Source organism: Flavobacteriales bacterium (assembly GCA_020435415.1).
Classification (GTDB): domain Bacteria; phylum Bacteroidota; class Bacteroidia; order JACJYZ01; family JACJYZ01; genus JACJYZ01.
In genome coordinates this window covers 1-19,934 of the sequence record JAGQZQ010000064.1, presented here as the reverse complement: position 1 = coordinate 19,934, position 19,934 = coordinate 1, and the positions used below count along the sequence as shown (strand labels likewise).

The window sequence follows — 19,934 nt, the reverse complement described above, 5'->3', positions numbered from 1 at the left end:
ATGACATGGATGAGCTTTATGAAGATGCCGCGGAATTGCTTGCAGCTTTGGAAACCGGGCCGGTGCATTTCGGCGGACTCAGCATGGGCGGCTTCATTGGGATGCGCCTTGCAGCCCGGAAACCCGAAATGATCCGATCGCTGATACTGATGGAAACATCTGCACTTGATGAACCTAACCGGGTAAAATATACGATCCTGAATACCCTGGTCCGGTTATTCGGTATCAAGGTAGCAGTGAAGCCGGTAATGAAGATCATGTTCGGACAAACGTTTCTGAACGACCCCCAGCGCATTGAGGAAGTAAAGGAATGGACCGCCGAACTCACGAAAAACAAACGCACCATTGTTCGTGCAGTGGATGGTGTGGTTTACCGCAAGGGTGTTGAAGACGAACTTATAAACATCAAGTGCCCCACACTGATCATGGTTGGCCTGGAAGATATCGCAACCACCGTGGACCGGGCGGAATATCTGCATACCCATATTGCCGGTTCACAGTTGATCAAAATTCCCCATGCCGGGCACACCGCATCCATCGAAGAAGCCGATGCATACAATGAGGCCATGGCTTCCTTTCTTCATTCGTTAAAGAAAAGCACACGGTCATTGGCTGAAACCGACCGTTGACAAAATCGTCGGCCATATTCTTCATTCTCTTATGGAAATTTGAGTGCCCGGATCCCTTTAAAGAACAAACAACATCCGCATCTCAATAATAACAAAAACCAAAAGATGATGAAAACAACAGCATTAATAGCGTTTGCGGCCATGCTCTCTTTTGCTTCCTGCAGGAAATGCGACGAGAACCTGGTGTCCGGTTATATAAGAGATGCCGGGCCGGTCGCAGCCGATGGTTGCGGATGGCTGATCGAAGTCGGCTCACAAACATTTCACCCCACCAACCTCGATACAAAGTATGAAGTGGACGGGCTGAAAGTTAAACTAAGATACTCAAGTGTATCGGGACAGTTCTCATGTGGGTTGGCCCCTAACCATTATGACCAGATACAGATCGATTACATCAGAAAGAAATAATGCCCGGGCCGTAAAGCGGGGTGCTTCTCTCTTCATGCTCACTTCGGAGAAGCACTCCGCCAGGCCATCCCGAATCCTCTCTCCTATCTCCAGATTGATTTTCTAAAATTATTTACCTTGCACATCAGGCTTGGGATATCCGAACCCCGGGCCGGAGGTAGAAATCAAAGCGATGATGAAAATATACGACCCGCACCCTCCTGCGGCCAGTCATGTCGTGGATATTTTGCAAGTCCTGAAGTTTCAACCTCCGAAAAGTCAAACCTCCATTGTTCAACCTCTGTATTTAAAACCATGAAGGTCAAGACACGCCATACCTGGAAAAATTCCGTCAAACATCTTGTTGCCCAACCGCTGAAGTATTTTCTACCGGAGACCCTGGATGACCTCGTGCAAATTATTCAGGAGGCAGAATCCAACGGCTTTAAAGTTCGTGCGGTAGGCTCAGGGCATTCTTTCTCCGATGTGGCCATCACCAGCGATTACATGATCAGTACCCATGAGCTCAAAGGTTTCCTGCCTGTTGATCATGAAATCCTGAAAGATACTGCCCGTAACCTGAACCTGGTAAAGGTACTGGCCGGAACTTCCGTTGAAGAATTCAACCTGGCCCTGGATGGGGTTGACAAAGCCATCATCAACATGGGCGGCATAGATCACCAGACCATTGCAGGCGCCGTCTCCACCGGAACACATGGCTCCGGCATTACCCTCCCGGCCCTCCCCGGCATGATCAAAGCGGTGACCATGGTGGTGACCGGCGGTGAAATACATCGCATTGAACCTACAGACGGAATCACTGACCCTGCCAAATACAATGCCCCGAAAATTAAACTGATCCAGGATGATGACATCTTTTATAGCATCGTGGTCGGACTGGGGGCCATGGGCGTAGTGTATTCCTATACGGTGGAAGTACGTAACATGTACTGGATCCGGGAAGAACGTGTATTGTCCGATTGGCAAACGTTGAAAAAACAGATCCTGGATGGCACCATTCATAACGGCAACGATGGCAAACCGCTGCGTGCAGTAATGGTGCGTATCAATCCGTACAAAGTGAAGAAAAATACCGACCGTACCGTTCTGCTGATCCGTCACACGGAAATCTCCGACGAGCCACGCGGACGAAGTCTCACGGAAGCCACCCGTCCGATATTCTTCAGTGTTATCGGTGCCATTCCCGGCACACCGGCACTTGCGACAGCCTGGCTTCAACTATTTCCCAAAAAGATTCCCGACAGCGTGGAAAGCGGCATGCGCTCCATGGCAGACAAGGCCTATGTAAACCGCGCGCACCGCGTCTTGTTCCTTGGGCAGGTCAGGGCCAAGGAACATGGTATGGATTCAGAGTTCGCCTACGATGCACATCAGCCGCAAAAGATCGTGGATGTTATCGAAGCCATGTTCGACAAGGCGGATAAAATTGCAAAAACCAGCAACCTTTACCACACCTCACAAATCGGCTTGCGATGGGTCAAGGCCTCGAATCACTACTTATGCCCGGATTACGGAATGGATGTCTGTTACATTGACACCCCCAACCACGCCCGGACAAAAGGGTCATTCGAGATTCTTGAACACTACCAGGATGTGCAATTCGCTATGGGCGGAAAACCCCATTGGGGAAAGTTACATAACCGCATCACATCCGGATATATCAATGCTGTCCATTCCTGGTATCCCAAACTGGAAACGTGGAAGAAGGTGTTCAGACAATACAACCCCAAGGGAACTTTCCGGAATAACTTCACCGACAGATTGAAGCTGGATCAACAGGACAATGTTTAAAGGGCCTGCCGGATCCGTTCCGTCAGGTCATTCATTGATGTGATGTTATTCAGGGTATCCGACGAGACCACCACATGAACTTCATCATGATGATCCCTACCCAGAATAACCGGGAATTCGCCTTCATAAGAGATACCGGCAGCCCTGACTTCATCTTTATAAAGGAATTTTTTTTCAACCGGTAGTTCCGCCAGAAATGATTTCCACGTCCCGTGCATTCCAGCTACCCCATGGGTGACTTTGCATAGGGTGCAAGGATAGGTGGAAGGTGAAAATGCCTTAAGGGCGATATCCGCCAGGCGATCAAAAAAGCCTGAGTCCGCATTGTAGATAAAAATGAGTTCCCGAATTCCACGGTCGCCAGTTTGAACCATCCAATCAATGTCAGGGCAAATGTTTCAGAATATCCGATACGGTTGATCGTTCGTGATAGTCCGGATCAAAATGCCGCCAAACGATAACACCTTCCTTATTGATAATATAGGTTGCCGGCACCGGCAGATATCCGCGGAGTTTCGACCGGAAGGTCACATCGTATGCCTCCTCAATATGATAGTCTTCATCATGCAAAAGGGTAAATGTGGCCCCGGTCTTTTCCTTCATCACACCCGCCTTTTCCTGGGGCTCGGGAGATATGGCAATCACCCTGGCACCCTTTCCGGTAATCATTTCCAGACTATCCTGAAGGTTACTCAGATGCCGGTTGCAATACGGGCACCATTGTCCCCGGTAAAAGATCATGACAATGGGACCATCCTTTAATGCCTCGCTGAGAACAAATGTGCTGTCGTTGGTATCTTTTGCGCTAAAGTCAGGTGCCCTGGCATTAACCTGCAACCCCTTCGCCTCATCCGCCGGTCGGTCTGTCTGTGCAAAGGAGGCATGAATACCCATCATGAATAATGCGGCAAAAAACAGAAACCTCTTTGGTAATTTCCTTTTCATTTTTTCAGGCTGTTTGTCCACCACAACTTGACCCCAGGCCTGCGGTGCATCCGTAGCAGTGCTGACCTACCACTATTTCTCTTTGTGCCAATGCCTCAAAATCAACATTGGATATATGGGTATGCTTTCCGTTCACGGTCATATCCAGCATCTGGTTAAAATCACAATCATAAACCGTTCCATCCCAACCAATGGAGATGGTGTTACGGCACATCACCGCCTTTGCCGCATCCGGATTGAACGCATCGATCAGCTTTTGCATATAAGCCTCATAATTCCCGCTTACAATAAGGTAATCTAAAAAGCGACTGATAGGCATATTGGTGATCACATAGAGGTCGTTGAAAACGATATCGAAATGGCTCTTCAACTCACGTTTATAATCGGCCTCTAAAGCCTTTTGCGGTCCGGGCAGGATGGCGCCTGTCGGATTGTATACCAGGTGAAGTTTGAGTTGGCTGTCGGGTTGTCCGTAGCCAACCGCATTAAGCATTTGCATGGCTTTTACCGACTTATCAAAGGCACCCTCTCCGCGTTGGCGATCGGTGCGCAGTGCGGCATAATGCGGCAATGACGCAACGATCTCCACCCCATGTTTGGCGAAGAATTCCGGAAGGTCATGAAACTTTTTATTGGCAAGAAGGATGGTCAGATTGCACCGGTTCATCACATGCTTACCGCGTTTCCGGAGTTCTTCCACGAACCACCGGAAGTGCGGATTCAGCTCGGGGGCTCCACCGGTGATATCCACCATCGGAATGTCATGGTGCGACAGCACATCCAGGCATTGCTGCATGGTTTCCCTGGTCATGATCTCTTTGCGATCCGGCCCGGCATCGACGTGACAGTGCTTGCAGGTCTGGTTGCACATCTTCCCCACATTCACCTGAAATATTTCTATGGGTCCGCTTTTAAGAGGTCCTATGCCGGAAGACTCCAGTTTGCGTGAGAACTTTTCCAGTTCCCCTTTGTTGAGCAGTTGCTTTTGATTCAGGGTATCCGCCAACACATGTCCTTCTGATTTAAGCGAGGTCGTACTCACATCATCAGCTTTTTCGCATGATTCATCATCTGCACGCCGTGCACCAAAGAAGCGCCACCCCTGATCGCTGCAGCCACGTGAACCGCTTCCATCATCTGTTCTTCCGTACAGCCCTTTTCCAGGGTATCGGTGGCGTACGAATCGATACAATACGGACACTGTATGGCATGGGAAACGGCCAGCGCAATCAGGGATTTTTCCCTTGCGGTGAGGGCGCCTTCTTTAAAAACTTCGCCATAGTAATCAAAAAATTTATCCGCCAGCTCCTTCTGAAATTCTCCGATCTTGCCGAACTTTTTTAAATCTTCGGGATTGTAATAAGTTTCCATATTCGAACTTTGTTTTTATGAATTGAGTGATTTTTTTTCAGACGAAAGTACTGAGGGGCCGTATCTATTCTTCCTCCAATCTCAATTGCGACAGCAAATGCTTCTTCTCATCATCAGAAAGTTTTTCTGACGGCTGTTCACCTTCCGGTTTACGCAACAAATTTCCCAACAGCATATCCAAACGGTCGCTCTGGATTTTGTATGCCCTGCAGAATTTGCATATGATGGTGTGCATCCGCAGTTGAATTTTCTCCAGGGTGGTCAATCCCATTTCCTTCCGCTTCTCCATCAGTCCGGTCGCAGTCTTACACGGAACAAACAATATCGGTTTCCGATCTCTCATGGGCATCAGGAATTAAACCAGTTTTTTTCCAGACACACCCTGAGCTGTACTTTGGCCCGGTGGATGAGCTGCCAGTAATTGGTCGTTGACAGGTCCAGTTCCTGACAGATCTCGCTGCCTTTTTTTTCGAGCATATATTTAAGGTGAATGGCGGAAGCAGAGGTAGCGGGCAGTGCATCCAGGCATTTTTTGAGGACTTCCCTGAAGGCATCATCGTCCAGAAGGTGTATTTCCGCGTGTCCCAGCCCCGACTCATTATACTCCGGGCGCCAGTGTCCGACCTCATTAAAGCACAGGTCCATGATATCCTTTCCCTCTCCTTGCGCATCAAGTCCGGAAGCATTGATCTCGGCCTGCCGGAAACGTTTGCGATGATAATCAGTGATCTTATGATTGAGTATGGAGAACAGCCAGGTACGCACTTTGCTCTCCCCTTTAAAGCCGGAGTATGATTTCAACGCTGCGAGAAAAGTTTCCTGCACCAGATCCCGGGCAGATTCCCGGTCACCGGTTTTATGACGGGCCCAACTGAACAGGTCATCTGCATAATCGCGTACCCATTCGGCAGCGTGTCCCTCCATGCTTTCGGTCTCCTTGTTGGTCATGCGTTATTGGTGATCAACCAAAGTTACGCTTTCTGACCGGAAAGAGGTGATAGGTTCTGTGTATCCCTGGACACACCTCCTGCAATCAATCGCTTAGGCATTTGAAAAAATCATGGGATACGATAAACGCTTGATCAACTCCTGCCCATCTTTAGATTACGGGTTACACAGCCATGCCTGACAACTGTGAACTCATAGCTATTTCAAATACGAAAAAACCCGTAAACGGTTCATTTTCTCCATAAACTTTTCTGAAGGGAATGAAGGAATAGCATCGAATCTTACGGCTCATATCAATTGTCCTTATCTGTATCCGGATGGGATATATACATTTGAACATCAATACGGAGGAATGGCAGGTTACACGAGAACACACCCGTGAATGGTTGTGGCTTGCGTTGGTTTCCGTATTTGCATCACTCATTTGGTAACGCTTTAAGACACAATCTATGTCAAACCAACGCTCACACGGACACTATAACCCAAGGTCCGTTGTTTACCTGCTTATAACGGCTGTCATTTTCACAGCCTGTGAACCGGCTCCAAAAGATAACACCGAACATTCGCCCGGACCGGTCATGGAGGAAGCAACGGCCGTTCAAAGTTTTCCCGAACCTGATCCCGCCGCTTTCCAGTCTACCAGCAACTTCGTATTTCACCAGATCTCCTGGCAATACTTTCTTTGGCTCACGTCCGAGGTTTCACCCGGCAAGGCCCGCTTTGAAACACTGTTCTCAGATGCGGCCATTGACCCGGATCATGCAAATGATACAACCCATGTACTTGGTGGCGTGCAGCAGGCAAACTCCGAAGGTATACTTGTAGATACCAACGGACGTGCGATTTACACCACCATGATGATCAATGATGTATACCAGGATTTTGTGATCAAAAACAAGTTATATGACCCTGCAGCCCTGCAGGCATTCCCAGCAGATACCTCATTCCCTGTCGGTGCACTTTCACTGAAAGCGGCGTGGAAGATCGTTCAACCCGGGGAAGATGTCAGCGGCTTCTACACGACCAAGGCACCGGTGCAACTTCTCAGCACCGTCAACGGCGCAGTGGTCATCCCGGATGATCCGAAGATCGCAGAGAATATTGAAGTAGCGCTTGTAGGCTTTCACATCGCCATTGTTGTCAACGGTCACCCGGAAGCCATCTGGGCTACCTTCGAGCATAAAGACAATGTACCTTATGTCGCCGAAGGTCAGGTACCGGACAAGTCTGTCTCGGAAGCTAACTTCACCTTTTATAAAAAGAACACGAAGATGTCGGACTGCAACATCAACAACAACCCGGTACTTAGTTTGAACGAGGCCACGCAGGTGATATCACCGGTCAACAATGCTGTCCGACAATTCCGCCTTGGCGCCGGCAGCAGCGCTAACCAAAACAACATCGACATCCTGAATGCGCAGATGCACGCCATGCTGGCTCCGACGTCGGTGTGGAGAAATTACTTCGAGGTGGGCGCCATCTGGTTCGTCGAAACGGATGCGTTGAAACCGGACTGGAACCCGAATTCCGGTGCGGCCCTCACCACCGGCTCTACCAAGCTGTCTAATTCCGTTATTGAAACGTTCACACAAAACGTTGTTTCACAGAACAATTGTTTCAGCTGCCACAACAGCATGGCGGTAACCGAGGTTTCTGAAGGCATGAAGCCCCTGGCCGGAAAGAATGTTTCCACCAGCCATATCCTTCTGAAAAACTACCTCGACGGAAAAGCCGTGAAGAGATAAACAACGAAAGCATTTCATCACATCTAACAGAACAACCATGAGCACATCAAGCAACCTACGTATTCATCCAGCCATCGGCATGGCCAGGGTGGGCAACAGTACAGAATTCTATCTTGGCCCTGAAACCATGGCTGCATATCCGGGTGAAGGCGCATTAACCGGTGGTCTTCCCATCAAGCCGGGTACGGAATCAACAACCATCACCAGCAACGATATCCGCGATGCAGAGGGCAAACTCAAACGCCAGGCCGCACGATTTAAGATTTACCAGTATGAAGATGGTGATACCTATTCCTATCCGTCACAAAAAAGTTCCGAAGTAACGATCGGCTCTGTGGTAGATGGGAAGACCGTCGCAGATATCATATGGACGGTACATCTCGCCAACAAAAAAGCCAACTGCTGGGAAATAGATGAGGACAACAACACGGGCATCGTGCAATACGAAAAAGGACAAACGCCACCGTTGCGTAACCCGTCCTTCCCGCCATCACCGGACCCCTCTGCCCCGCAACGACTGAAAAACCTGATCGTAGATGCCGGTCCACGTTCTATCCGTGGCACACAAGGAACCAAGATTCCGAGTTACTTCAACAGCCAATCCGGCAAGGTCGTTGCCCAACCGGACTACCCGGTTTCGTTTCCGGCAAGCAATGGAAGCACTAAGGACTATTCTGCCTCAAGCCAGCCCATCGACAACTTAGGCGAAATTCAAACCGAACCCAACGGACGCCTTCTGGTCCTGGGTGGCTTTGGAAAAGCATGTGGTTTTGACAACCAGGGTAACCCCGACCCGAATGCGGTATTGGGCAAGGATGTTGACAACGACAACTGGCTGGATGATACCGCTGACGGACCCGTCACAGCAGTTTTGGTCTTTGAGGACGGATCACAACGTCAGATAGAAGGAAGCGCCTGGGTTGTTGCCACCGATCCCGCATACGCCCCGCAAACTTTGAATATCGTATCATTATGGGATGATATTTACAACACCTGGCTGGAGCAATTCAACCTGGACTCCAAAGTCTTTCAAAATGGAAAATACCAGGATTCCTTTGCACCCAATTTTCAGGTTGATGTTTTCCCCGTCCTGAATGCCGCACATATGCAGATGTGGAATACCAATCTGCCGGACACCGCCATCAAGGCCCACAAGAATGTATTCAGGCTTACGGAACAAGCGCCGACTTTCAATATCATGTCATTCATCCGCAATCCGAATATCGCGGATCAGACATCCACCGGATCTCCGTTGATGCCTCTCTCTTTGGGCGATGCCGCAAAGGCATTCCTTACGGTGACCACCACCCAGTATTTCTTCCTTGAGCAATGGGTGGCCGGAAAAAGTGTGGGAGCATCGGAACAACAACTTACACCTGGAGAACAACTTGATAAGACCATCCTGGTAAACTGCCTCGGAGGAAGATACAGCCCCGGGATCGATCTCACTTTTATCGTAAGAGACCCTAACCTTTATAATTCCAACTGGCAGGATCCGGCGATCGGTCCTTTCCGGATCAATGCAAAGCAACTGGACTACAGCCAGGCCAGCCTCGAACAACCCTTCCTGGGTGTGGGATATATCCCCCTCAGAAAAGATGCCGTGGAACCGGGAGATCTTTGCAAGTTCATGGCCATCCCATGGCACACAGACTACAATTCCTGTGCAACGCACACACCTGATCCGAATCCGGGTGGCGCACTGACCAATGAAAATGTTTACAGCGGAGATGTCAACACTTCCCTGTTCTGGTCCTGGCCTGCCCAACGTCCTGTAGCGGTCTATACGTTCGATGACCTGGCTGCAAGCAAAGGAGAGCTTCCCTTCCAACGCTATTCAGTCCGGGGAGAGGGCACGGCTGCGGTACAACAAACCGGTGAAGGGTTTGACACACCGGCCATGAATGTCGGACGATTTCAGGAACGGGTGAATATGCTGATCAACTGGCACCGCATCGGTACGGTGATCCAGGGACCTGCTATTGACGGTTATGACCCGTCTTTCCCGAAGGATGTTTACCTGGAAGTGCAAAGCCAATTCGAACAGGATGACAGCAACCTGGTCGTTGCATGGCCCAACACCGTGACGGATAAGGTATATCCACCCAAACCTCAAACCAAAGAAGCCAACGTATCCGATAGCATTGACAAAAAGTAGCGACAGTTGTAAGGTTGCCATTCTCGGTGGCGGCCCGGCGGGTTGTGCATGCGCTCTTTCCCTGCAAATGGAGAACCCGCAAGATGTCATTCTGGTGGATGCCGAGCCCGCTATGCCATTTCGCATAGGGGAAACGGTACCACCGGAAATCAATGAGGCTTTAAGAAAACTGGGGATATACCATGAATTCTCTCAGGAAGGACACCTGCCGTGTTATGGCAGTGTGTCCTACTGGGGAAGCCCTAAACGTGGCTACAATGATTTTATCCTTAGCCCCTATGGTCATGGCTGGCATCTTGACCGGTCCGCTTTTAACCGATTCATGGTTAAGCAGGTTGAAAAAAAAGGACATCGTGTGCTGGGACAAACCACATATAAGGCTGCACGCCGGTCAGAATCCAACTCATGGGACCTTCATCTCGTGGATAACATGGGAAAAATGATCACTTTGAATGCATCTGTGGTGGTGGACGCCACAGGACAACGTGCATCCTTTGCAACACAACAGGGACGAAAAAAGCTGGAAGATCAGGGGCTCATATGTACCGTGACCCGGTTTGACATGAGCCTGAAAAACCAGGAGGTTTCAAAAACCACTCACCTTGAAGCTTTTCGTCACGGGTGGTTTTACGCGACCCCTCTTCCGGACAAGGTTTTCCTGCTGGCGCTGTTCACCGATGTAGAAACCGTCAAACGGGGAGGTCTGCATTACCAGGACGGCTGGATGCAAATGCTTGAAAAAACGGAACACACCAAATTATTGATCAAAGGGATGCATGCCATGGATAGCCGCCCGCTGGGTTTTGCCGCTCCATCCTATCACCTGGATGTTCCCTATGGAAAAGGCTGGCTGGCAATCGGAGATTCAGCTGCAGCTTATGACCCCATAACCTCAGGAGGCATTCTCAAGGCACTTTCCGATGGAATGCGATCGGCTTCAGCCATACATAAGTTCTTCGGACAAGGAGAGAACTTCAGTAATTATGGTGCCGAATGCGAACGAAGAAATAATGAGTACCTCGAACGACGAGAGACTTATTATCATGCAGAAAACCGCTGGAATCGCGGTGGATTCTGGAAAAAAATGCAAGATGCCACACACACCTTCAGGCCCCAATCCATCTGACAACCCAAAAACCCTGAAGAGGAAACTACCCGACATACCATACATGTTGGCATACTAATATTTGCTTCGGATTGTTTTGCATGACCCCGATAGCTGCCGCATTTTTGCGGGGCCGCTTAACCTCTACTAGTCCAGATTTTGCCTAATTCTTAAGTAACAAAAAGTGACGGTGCACCGGAATGCAGAGGGTAATTATTGAAATGACCAGGTGTAAACCTGAAAATATTGATGGAATTAACCCTGAGTATTATGTGTAACCATTTGTTAAACTAACCAATCCATGAAAAACAAGTACTCCTTATTTCTTTTATTTGCCCTTGGCCTGGTCTCATCCGGCTTGATGGCCCAAAACATTCGCGTCCCGCAAGCGCAAATGAGAGCGCAGGCAGAAGAGAAGCCTTATTATATGAACCAGCCACAATCGGCTATTGCTGCATTTGGTGATACCATATCAGGAATGTACTGGGATTTTGCCAGTGGCTTTCCATCCAACTGGACCATGGTTGACAACAGCGGTTCCGGAAACAACTGGGAATACACCACAGACTCTGTGATCAATTGTGTATTCGTTAACAACTTCAAATTCGCTTCTACGACAGCATCTGACGGTTATATGCTGTTCTTCGGAAATAAATTCAATGCTGATGCGGCTTGTACCACCTACCTGGGCGACACCCCATGGGATGGCTACATCCAAACCAACGAACTCGATCTGAGTGCTTACAACTCTGTGATCCTGAAGTTCCAGCATGCCTACCGTTTCTGCTGTGCCGGAAACGCTGCTTTGAGTGTATTCGTTAGTAACGATACCATCAACTGGACAGAATATAAGGTAAATACCCTTCCCCCGAACACAGCCAGCACCAACCCTACCAATGTTTCTTTGAATATTTCTTCCGTTGCTGCCGGTCAATCTAAAGTTTATATCCGTTTTCATCTTTACAACACAGCCCACTACTACTGGACCGTGGATGACGTGGCGGTAACAGAGGGAGCTACAAATGACGTTCAGCTGACCACAGAAGCTGCCGACTACAATTACCAATATGGTGGTTTCTACACCCAAATGCCGCTGGCCCAAGCTTCAACATCCAACATAACATGGTGAAGTGTTCAATAACGGTTCTGCAGATCAAACCAACGTACTTTTGAATGTTGATGTAGCAAAAGCAGGTAGCGGCAGCGTGTACAACGAGTCCAGCCCGGCCATCACTTTGCCTTCAGCAGCAACTGATACGCTGGAGATCACCACACCGTTCACTCCTGGTGCTACCGCTTCTGATCTTGGTGACTACACCTTTACTTTTGATATTCAGCAAACCGAGACCGATGAAAACCCCGGTGATAATATGGTGACTGCCGAATTCAAGGTAACCGATACCGTTTTTGCCCGTGAATATGGTGTACTTGGCAGTTCCGTAGGCCCCGACAACTATACTTGTTGTGTGGCTGATGGCTCGGAGATCGGCTTGATCTACGAGTTCTCAAAAGCAGATATGGCACGTTCCATCTCTTTCTACATCGCCAATAATACTACAACTGCAAACGGTCTGACTGTTTTTGCGAACCTTTACAAGATCTCCATCAACGGTGATTTCAGTTCAACCCCAATTGCTCAGTCTGATATCTTCGATGTCACCAGCAATGAGGTGAACACGTGGGTAACCCTTCCGTTCACTGCCCCTGCACAAGTAGATCCGGACAGCACTTACGTTGCTTCCCTTGGAATCTTCGGACTGGATGCAGGTGATGTACTGCGTGTAGGTGAAGACCTTACCGTAAACCAACCGGAAGCAAGTGTTGCCCCTACCACTTTCGTATATGGCGGTGCCTGGTACTGGATTCCAAACGTTCCTATGATCCGTTTGAATACCACCAGCACGGTAGGTGTTGATGAAATCACGGAAAGGTTTAACCTGAACCTGTACCCGAACCCAGCAACTGATGCGGTGAATGTATATGCCAATACTTTGCCTGCAGAACCTATCACACTGACCCTGACCAACCTGTTAGGTGAAGTGGTCATGACCAGAACGGTTTCTCCGATCATGGGTCAGATCAATGAGCGCATTGCACTGAACAATCTTGACAATGGTATTTATATGTTGAGAATGCAAGGTGCAGACTGGGAAAAGACGATGAAAGTCGTACACAACAGGTAGTAAGAATCAGAAGAATTCACTTAACAATAATAGGTTAGGGTTAAGTGAAATATAGGTCCCCTTGCCAACCGTTAGCTCGCTTTGGCTACTACACTCTACCCTACTCCACTGGGGACCTTAAAGAAAGCCACTCGTTTATCGGGTGGCTTTTTCTTTAAGTCCTCTTCCATAACGGAAACAAGTGAAACACCGCGGATACGCGAATCAATCCACTGGCGGATATCAAAGAAGGACATCAGGTTCTCCATATCCGGATTTCCTTTGAGCTTCTTAAGCACCTTACTGGTGGCGACCAGTTGCGCTTCCTGATCCTGCTTATCACTCACTTCTAACAATGCCTTGATCTGTTGTAACAGGATATCGGTGATTTCTGTGTTGAATTCAAGCTTCTGGATTTGCCTGTAGGTAGATCTGATCAGATAGGCATACAGCGATTCATTGTCCAGTTCAATATGAAGCAGGAACCTGAGCAGGTAAACACTGATTGCAAAATCAGGCATTAACCTGTTGATGGTTTCGTTGATGATCCGGTTGATGCAGTGCAGGCTCTTTTTATACTCTCCGGCAAGGAAATAAATGATGGCCATATTGAAGTTAATGACTGAAGCCCCTTGCTCACTGATATATTTGTGATATTGCTTCAGGCCTTGTTCGATCTCAGGGATCAGGGCCATTCCTCTTTTTACATCACCGATGTCAGAATAGACTGCCAGTTCATAGGTGGGCCCAACCTCAAATATGCGCACCAGCAATTCCTTGGAAGCCTTGAGTTGTGGCACCACTTCTTCCAGATTCCGAACCCGTTTGCAGTGCTCCAGTATCTCGTCATATTGACCATCATGGAACAGCATCAGCAGGTGTGTCATCAAGGCGGACAGATAATTACCGGGCAGCAATGCGATCTGTACCGGATAATCGTCAAATGTCTTCAATACCTTTCTGGTGATTGACAAAGCCTGTTTGAACTCACCCACAGATAAACAATAATAGGCCTGACCCGAGTAACGATAGTAACGCTCGTTAAAGGTCATATCCTTGTCTTTCTTGTGGGTATCAAACATTAACTTACGATCTTCCTCCAGTGCATTCTTCTCATTAGGTTTCAAGCCTCTTCCCCTCCTGAGATAGGTGGCGTAAATGCGGTTATATGCATATCTTAGTCTGTTTACCTCTTGTATGATCGCTATCGCTTCATCTTCATCCACCTTGATGCGGGCTATGTTTTTTTCATACCTCTTAAGGTCTTCCTTTCTCACCACCAACATCCGTTCCCAAACCAACACCTCAGGCATAAGGTGGTATCTTTCAGAGCTTTTGATCTTTTTCTTTACCCTGGTGATCAAGGTGGAGCATTGCTTATACAGGCCTTTATAGTATAGAATCTCTATACGCGTAATTTGACTTCTGACCTCCGCTCCAAAGCTATGATAGTATCCTTCCAGACATTTCATGATCAGGTTGTACAGGTAGTTCTTTGCCACCGAAAGCTGCCGCGCCATGGGATCTTTTCCCAATTCTTTCATGATCAGCTTTTCATCATAAACCTTCTGCTTTTCCATCAGCTTGTAAAGCCGCTCATACTTCTTGTGTCCGGACTGCAATGCGGTCTGCATCATAAAGTATCTCTTCTCGTTTCCGGACAAGGAATGTATTAAATCAAACAGGTCTGTAGACTTCGCCATAATTTGCAATTTTCAACAAATATAATTGATTTTTAAATCGGGATACTAATATTTAAATTTCTTTGGGTTGCCCGCTTTATAGTGATGGGCTAATTTTCATCTTTGAAAGTAGAAGAGAAAATGACCGTGGAGATGGAAAAATATTTGATAGATGGAGATGGCTTGTTTGCGGCCCCATCAGACCTCTGGATATCAAACACTGGTATGCAAACCGGTGCAATCGCCGCCGGTTTGTATCCCAGCTCTGAAGAAAAGCATTCGAAATCAGTAGTACAGGGAATTACTTTTAACGTTTATAAAAACATTGCCGCCGGTGGCTGTACATTTGCAACTACCGACACTCACTCATGCTCCCTGATTTCTCAGGTGATCATAGCAAAGCCAATCCAAATTGGTCTTGCCGATGGCATGAATCATTAATGCGTGATTCGATTAAAGAAAGAAGCTATGATAATGGCTACCGGCGGTATCTTATCATTTCGGCAATTACGATAGCTGATCAAATAAAAAATCCGGAACCGCCTCATATGATCTGGTTCCGGATTTCGGGTATTTGATTTATACTCAGGATTTATTCTCTTCCTTTAAATCATCCTTTTCCCGTAGCTTTCTGGCCATAAAATGACCACCAATCAGCCCCGCACCACCGAACAGCAGTGCAAATGCGAAATATAGCACATCATCATCCAGACGTGTTACCTCGGCGACTATATTGGCGATCAACAATCCCAATGCAACCCCTATAGCAAGCATTCCAAATTTAATGGCGCCATAACCGCGACTCTTGCTTTCAAATGATTTCAGGTCAACACCCTTTTCAATCATCGCCATCCGCTCTCGGGTTCTGCTCGTAATAATCATATAAACCATTCCAAATGCCATTGCAAATGAGGCCAGCGGTATTATTATCTCTACCATGTGTTCTAAGGTTTTAATTGGTTTCCGAAGATTGGACGCCACCTTTTTCAAACCGGTTACAAACTTTGAAAAAAAACGGGGAAATTCCATGATTCACCTACCTGATCGATCTCCATGATTTAGGAATCCGTGCGAACGAAAGTGGTGTCACCATCAGTGGGCTGCATAATATGTTGTATGGTCATCCGCTCAACACGCCACATGCTCCCATAAAGCAATACCCCACAAATGGCTATAAGAACGGCAGCCTTTATGGTATCCTTATGTGCTTTTGTTAGCATGTGTCGATTCGCGTATATTCATAGGACGAAGACGTGGCAGGATCCGTTACAGCCTCTCCATTATATTTTTTGTAACCGGACATCCACAGGTAGCGTCTTAGTTTGTAAGCGCATCAATATGCAGGCACAGAACGATGAATATTATATAGAACAGGTTCGGGGTGGAAACATCGCCGCATTCGAAACCCTTATCAACAGGTATAAGGGCATGACCATGAATCTGGCTATACGAATCGTTCGCAACAGGGAAGATGCGGAAGAGGTAGCCCAGGATGCATTCCTGAAAGCTTTTAAAGCCATTCATGATTTCCGCAGCGATTCCCGGTTTTCAACCTGGCTATACAGCATTGTGTATCGCACCGCTGTTTCAAAGACCCGCAAAAAAATAATTGATACCGCGGATATAGATGATCATCTCATCAGTGACAAGATTGCCGTTCACATTGATGATCAGCTGGAAGAAATGAAGGCAACGGAGCGAAAGCATTATCTTAGAAAAGCACTTGATGAACTTGCCCAGGATGAGTCGGCCTTGCTTACGTTATACTACCTGGAAGAGCAATCGGTTGAGGAGATTGTTCAGATTACCGGACTTACTGAATCCAACGTGAAGACCAAGCTGTACAGGGCGCGAAAGAAGCTAATGCTGATCCTGGAAGGCATGTTGAAAAACGAAATAAGGAGCATTTTATGAAGGAACAAGATGATCTATTGAAACGATGGTTGCAGCAGGCTGGAACCGAAGAACCCTCCTCAGATTTCACCTCCAGGATCATGGAACAGTTGAACCATGAGCGATCTGCTGCATGGAAGCCTTTATTCGGGAAAGAACAATGGATCATGGCGTGTGCCATCACCCTGACCATTATATGCTGTGCCCTCTCATACCAATCTGCAGAAAGCACGACGCCATCTGGCCTATGGCAGCATATCACGGGATATCTTTCCGGAATCACGGACCTGATATCTTCAATCCACCTGTCTGCCGCAACGCAAGTCGGCATTATTTCACTGCTTGCCCTTGCCTTGCTTGACCGGATATGGTCTGCCTTCGGAAGTCGTTCGGTTGTGTGACTTCATTCATATAAAAAAGAACGCCCTGCAGTGCAATACTACAGGGCGTTCTTTTTAATCGCCGTCGAAATTATAGGCTGAGTTTAGTGATTCACCACCAGGCGATAGGTATGTAACGCCTCACCTGATGTGAGTTTCAACAGGTAAACACCAGCTGGTAACTGACCGGTGGCAATGTCTGCCTGTTGGTCACCTGCATTGGCTGTACCATTGTAAACCACTGAACCAAGTGTATTCATAAGAATCACATTCGTTTGCACGGCCAAAGGCTGACCGAAGCGAACATGGGCAAGGTTGCCAGCAGGGTTTGGATAGATGCTAACATCTTCCAATGCTGCTTCATCCACAACGCCTGTGTTGACATCGCAGCCTTGTTGTCTTACTTTCCACTTATAGAAGTAATAGTAATATTCCTGGTCACCGCCATCAAGTACATTGGCCTTCTTAATGGTAACGAGGTTGTTGGTTTGGGCATCACTGATCACATATGGGTAGCTGGCACCTGCACTGTTTCTGTACAGATTAACCGTTGCACCCGTGATCTTGATGAAATAGTCATTTCCCGCAGGAACTTCGATGTTGGTTTGAACCACATTCGTTCCGTTTGGAATATTAACCGTTTTTGTAACAGCCACCGTACCACCGTCAACTCCACCGTCCGTGGTGTTCATAGTACCTCCTGTAATGATGTCGATCTGACGATCACCTGCCTGGTCCGAGTTGAACTCAAACGATTCCAGGATCACATCTTCGTGGGCGTCAAAGAACAATCCCCGAACATCACTTGCTGTGAATATACCTCCGGCACCCATGCTGTTATCCGGTGCACCACCGGTATAGCTGGAATAAGGAGCACCCGGATCTACCTTGATCAGACTGTTCTTGGTTTCGGTTTTGTTACCGTTGGCATTGGTAGCCTTTAAACTAACGTTGTAGGTACCGGGAGCCGCATAGGTATGGGAAGGGTTCTGTTGTGTTGAAACAGCACTTCCATCACCGAAGTTCCACTCCCATGAAGTTGGTTGACCTACCGTTGCGTCTGTAAACTGAACGGTAAGCGATCCGCAACCACTTGTCACGCTAGCTGTGAAGTCTGTGATCGGAGGACCATTGATCACAGCAGGGAAGCTACCCGAGATGTAGTATCGTCCTAAAGAACCATAATCGTCATAACCGTGAGGACTACCAGTCCAGCCACGACTCAGACCCACACCGTCAATTTCCAGGTAATATGTTCCTGCAGTGGTGATATTGTAGCTGATATTATTGGTTACCGTATGGGCATCTTCCGTGTTGTTCTTCTTAAGCTCTGTTCCGCTTGAATTCAGCAGTCGGATGCTTACGTTCAGACTCGGCCAGTTGATTTTGTCCGGATCACAGGTAAATGACGCTGTACCTACATCTGAAGTGAACTTGTACATATCCTTATCGGTAGGCTTCTCAATGATGCCTACGTTGCTTGCTGCACTTACAGTACCATTGGTATGCACAAGATCCGCAGCTGTGCCAATCGTACCGCCTTGAACATCCGTCTTATAGTCAATACCAGTGTTGTTATCGATGGCACTCAGGTCATCTTGTGATTGGTCAGCGCTCGGATAATCTCCTTTACTCCAGTGCATCACCTTTTCATTGAACGGTGAACCCATGATCGGTCCCCAAAGGTCATTTCCGCCATAGTAACCTGAACCACCGGAAACGCCGTCGTGTTCTAATCCGACGGTATGGCCGGCCTCATGAGAACCTGTGGTTGCTCCGGCTTGCACCGGGCCATTAAATACCCAGCAAGGGTCATTTCGGCCATCATCAAATGAACTGAGGTAGGCCACACCACCCGCACCAGGCGCTGCTGTTGTAGTAGGTGTAAAAATCACCATCATACGGCTGCTGGTAGATGCAGAATTGAAAACAGAACGCTTTGTGGTTACATTGACCGTATAAGGCATGTAGTCATTCGCTACCACATCAAATATCTGTTGGATCTGCGAATCGTTAGCGCTGTATGCTGAAGCATTGATGGTATTCCCATTGTTCCAACGAGAACCGGATACGGTCTCACCGTCGAAATCAAGGTAAATGACCGCAGGGGCACCTGGCATACTTTCCAACTGAGGAGCCACCCTAACAGCTTCTACCGGATTTTCTGTGTTCTGCTCTTTCTTCACAGGTGCCGGCACCATGTCATAATCAACACATACGAGGCTGTGAATATCCACTTCCTCGGAATAAAGGTTGCCTTGCTGATCCAGTTTGAACTTATAGGCCTTCTTGTTATCGAAATTGATGAAGGCTCCCTGGAAGTCACCGTTTACCTGATCGATATAGAAGTTGGCGCGATTGCATTCCAGCGGGTCACCATAGAAGGCAAAATCACCGTTGTCTGACATACGTTTCACGTTCAGTCTGACATTCAGGTTGATATCTTCTCTGACCTGCAGGTTCATCACGTTGGACTTGGCCGGCGCCAGCCATTGTGCCTGCATATCATTAAAGTTACCGATGGTGTACCGGCTTCCCAGTTGGGCGAATACCGGTGCTACCGCACACATGAAGAGTACTGTCAACATCTTAAGATGCCGCTTCCCCCCGAGGGACTTTGACATGTGCATTCTACTCCCTCTCATTAAGCGTATTAGTGTTGCCATTTACTTGAAGTTTATGTAGTTAGTAATCGTTAGTCAACTGTTAATCTCCGT

20 protein-coding genes are annotated in these 19,934 nt (G+C 47.9%); 11 read left to right on the top strand and 9 right to left on the bottom strand.

The features are described from left to right. The 3 genes from KDD36_10690 to KDD36_10680 all read left to right on the top strand — a co-directional run. A partial coding sequence (locus KDD36_10690) for an alpha/beta hydrolase (protein ID MCB0397114.1) occupies nucleotides 1-629 on the top strand: 629 nt, incomplete at its 5' end. A 105-nt stretch (nucleotides 630-734) separates the two neighbouring features. Next, complete coding sequence (locus tag KDD36_10685; protein ID MCB0397113.1) at nucleotides 735-1,037, top strand: hypothetical protein; 303 nt, start codon at nucleotides 735-737, stop codon at nucleotides 1,035-1,037. A gap of 294 nt (nucleotides 1,038-1,331) precedes the next feature. Continuing rightward, nucleotides 1,332-2,828, top strand: a complete 1,497-nt coding sequence (locus KDD36_10680; GenBank protein ID MCB0397112.1) for an FAD-binding protein — start codon at nucleotides 1,332-1,334, stop codon at nucleotides 2,826-2,828. On the opposite strand, the gene KDD36_10675 is transcribed toward KDD36_10680, so the two are convergent. The 6 genes from KDD36_10675 to KDD36_10650 all read right to left on the bottom strand — a co-directional run bounded on the left by KDD36_10675 (nucleotide 2,825) and on the right by KDD36_10650 (nucleotide 6,092). Continuing rightward, nucleotides 2,825-3,202, bottom strand: a complete 378-nt coding sequence (locus KDD36_10675) for a GTPase (GenBank protein MCB0397111.1) — start codon at nucleotides 3,200-3,202, stop codon at nucleotides 2,825-2,827. The genes KDD36_10680 and KDD36_10675 overlap by 4 nt on opposite strands. 10 nt (nucleotides 3,203-3,212) lie before the next feature. Beyond that, entirely contained in the window at nucleotides 3,213-3,773 is a 561-nt protein-coding gene (locus tag KDD36_10670) for an AhpC/TSA family protein (GenBank protein ID MCB0397110.1), read from the bottom strand. A gap of 4 nt (nucleotides 3,774-3,777) precedes the next feature. After that, nucleotides 3,778-4,815: an arsenosugar biosynthesis radical SAM protein ArsS gene (gene arsS / locus KDD36_10665; GenBank protein MCB0397109.1), complete on the bottom strand. Its 1,038-nt coding sequence runs from the start codon at nucleotides 4,813-4,815 to the stop codon at nucleotides 3,778-3,780. Beyond that, the gene (locus KDD36_10660) at nucleotides 4,812-5,144 is read right to left on the bottom strand and encodes an arsenosugar biosynthesis-associated peroxidase-like protein (protein ID MCB0397108.1); all 333 of its coding nucleotides are present in this window, start codon (nucleotides 5,142-5,144) and stop codon (nucleotides 4,812-4,814) included. Before KDD36_10660 ends, arsS begins: the two co-directional genes overlap by 4 nt. Before the next feature lie 64 nt (nucleotides 5,145-5,208). Next, nucleotides 5,209-5,487, bottom strand: coding sequence for a hypothetical protein (locus KDD36_10655; GenBank protein ID MCB0397107.1), 279 nt, complete (start codon nucleotides 5,485-5,487; stop codon nucleotides 5,209-5,211). Between the two features lie 5 nt (nucleotides 5,488-5,492). Continuing rightward, nucleotides 5,493-6,092: a sigma-70 family RNA polymerase sigma factor gene (locus tag KDD36_10650; GenBank protein ID MCB0397106.1), complete on the bottom strand. Its 600-nt coding sequence runs from the start codon at nucleotides 6,090-6,092 to the stop codon at nucleotides 5,493-5,495. Nucleotides 6,093-6,541: 449 nt separating this feature from the next. Here KDD36_10650 and KDD36_10645 point away from each other — a divergent pair, with 449 nt between their 5' ends. The 5 genes from KDD36_10645 to KDD36_10625 all read left to right on the top strand — a co-directional run bounded on the left by KDD36_10645 (nucleotide 6,542) and on the right by KDD36_10625 (nucleotide 13,283). Further along, nucleotides 6,542-7,837 carry a hypothetical protein gene (locus tag KDD36_10645; GenBank protein ID MCB0397105.1) on the top strand — a complete coding sequence of 432 codons (1,296 nt, stop codon included), beginning with the start codon at nucleotides 6,542-6,544 and terminating at the stop codon, nucleotides 7,835-7,837. 37 nt (nucleotides 7,838-7,874) lie between these two features. Continuing rightward, on the top strand, nucleotides 7,875-9,995 hold the full coding sequence (locus tag KDD36_10640) for a LodA/GoxA family CTQ-dependent oxidase (GenBank protein MCB0397104.1): 2,121 nt from the start codon (nucleotides 7,875-7,877) through the stop codon (nucleotides 9,993-9,995). Then, entirely contained in the window at nucleotides 9,982-11,121 is a 1,140-nt protein-coding gene (locus KDD36_10635) for a tryptophan 7-halogenase (protein MCB0397103.1), read from the top strand. Before KDD36_10640 ends, KDD36_10635 begins: the two co-directional genes overlap by 14 nt. 280 nt (nucleotides 11,122-11,401) lie before the next feature. Next, the gene (locus KDD36_10630; GenBank protein ID MCB0397102.1) at nucleotides 11,402-12,229 is read left to right on the top strand and encodes a hypothetical protein; all 828 of its coding nucleotides are present in this window, start codon (nucleotides 11,402-11,404) and stop codon (nucleotides 12,227-12,229) included. 40 nt (nucleotides 12,230-12,269) lie between these two features. Further along, nucleotides 12,270-13,283, top strand: a complete 1,014-nt coding sequence (locus KDD36_10625) for a T9SS type A sorting domain-containing protein (protein MCB0397101.1) — start codon at nucleotides 12,270-12,272, stop codon at nucleotides 13,281-13,283. A gap of 95 nt (nucleotides 13,284-13,378) precedes the next feature. Here the strand turns inward: KDD36_10625 and KDD36_10620 are convergent, their stop codons facing one another. Next, nucleotides 13,379-14,965 (bottom strand): hypothetical protein, encoded by a 1,587-nt coding sequence (locus KDD36_10620; protein MCB0397100.1) that lies wholly within the window; start codon nucleotides 14,963-14,965, stop codon nucleotides 13,379-13,381. A 102-nt stretch (nucleotides 14,966-15,067) separates the two neighbouring features. On the opposite strand from KDD36_10620, the gene KDD36_10615 reads away from it, so the two are divergent. Then, on the top strand, nucleotides 15,068-15,385 hold the full coding sequence (locus KDD36_10615) for a hypothetical protein (protein MCB0397099.1): 318 nt from the start codon (nucleotides 15,068-15,070) through the stop codon (nucleotides 15,383-15,385). A gap of 144 nt (nucleotides 15,386-15,529) precedes the next feature. On the opposite strand, the gene KDD36_10610 is transcribed toward KDD36_10615, so the two are convergent. Next, nucleotides 15,530-15,883: a hypothetical protein gene (locus KDD36_10610; protein ID MCB0397098.1), complete on the bottom strand. Its 354-nt coding sequence runs from the start codon at nucleotides 15,881-15,883 to the stop codon at nucleotides 15,530-15,532. A gap of 399 nt (nucleotides 15,884-16,282) precedes the next feature. On the opposite strand from KDD36_10610, the gene KDD36_10605 reads away from it, so the two are divergent. Then, complete coding sequence (locus KDD36_10605) at nucleotides 16,283-16,858, top strand: RNA polymerase sigma factor (protein ID MCB0397097.1); 576 nt, start codon at nucleotides 16,283-16,285, stop codon at nucleotides 16,856-16,858. Then, nucleotides 16,855-17,238: a hypothetical protein gene (locus tag KDD36_10600; protein ID MCB0397096.1), complete on the top strand. Its 384-nt coding sequence runs from the start codon at nucleotides 16,855-16,857 to the stop codon at nucleotides 17,236-17,238. The genes KDD36_10605 and KDD36_10600 overlap by 4 nt, the downstream gene beginning before the upstream one ends. An 83-nt stretch (nucleotides 17,239-17,321) precedes the next feature. On the opposite strand, the gene KDD36_10595 is transcribed toward KDD36_10600, so the two are convergent. Then, on the bottom strand, nucleotides 17,322-19,841 hold the full coding sequence (locus KDD36_10595; protein MCB0397095.1) for a PKD domain-containing protein: 2,520 nt from the start codon (nucleotides 19,839-19,841) through the stop codon (nucleotides 17,322-17,324). Nucleotides 19,842-19,934 lie beyond the last annotated feature (93 nt).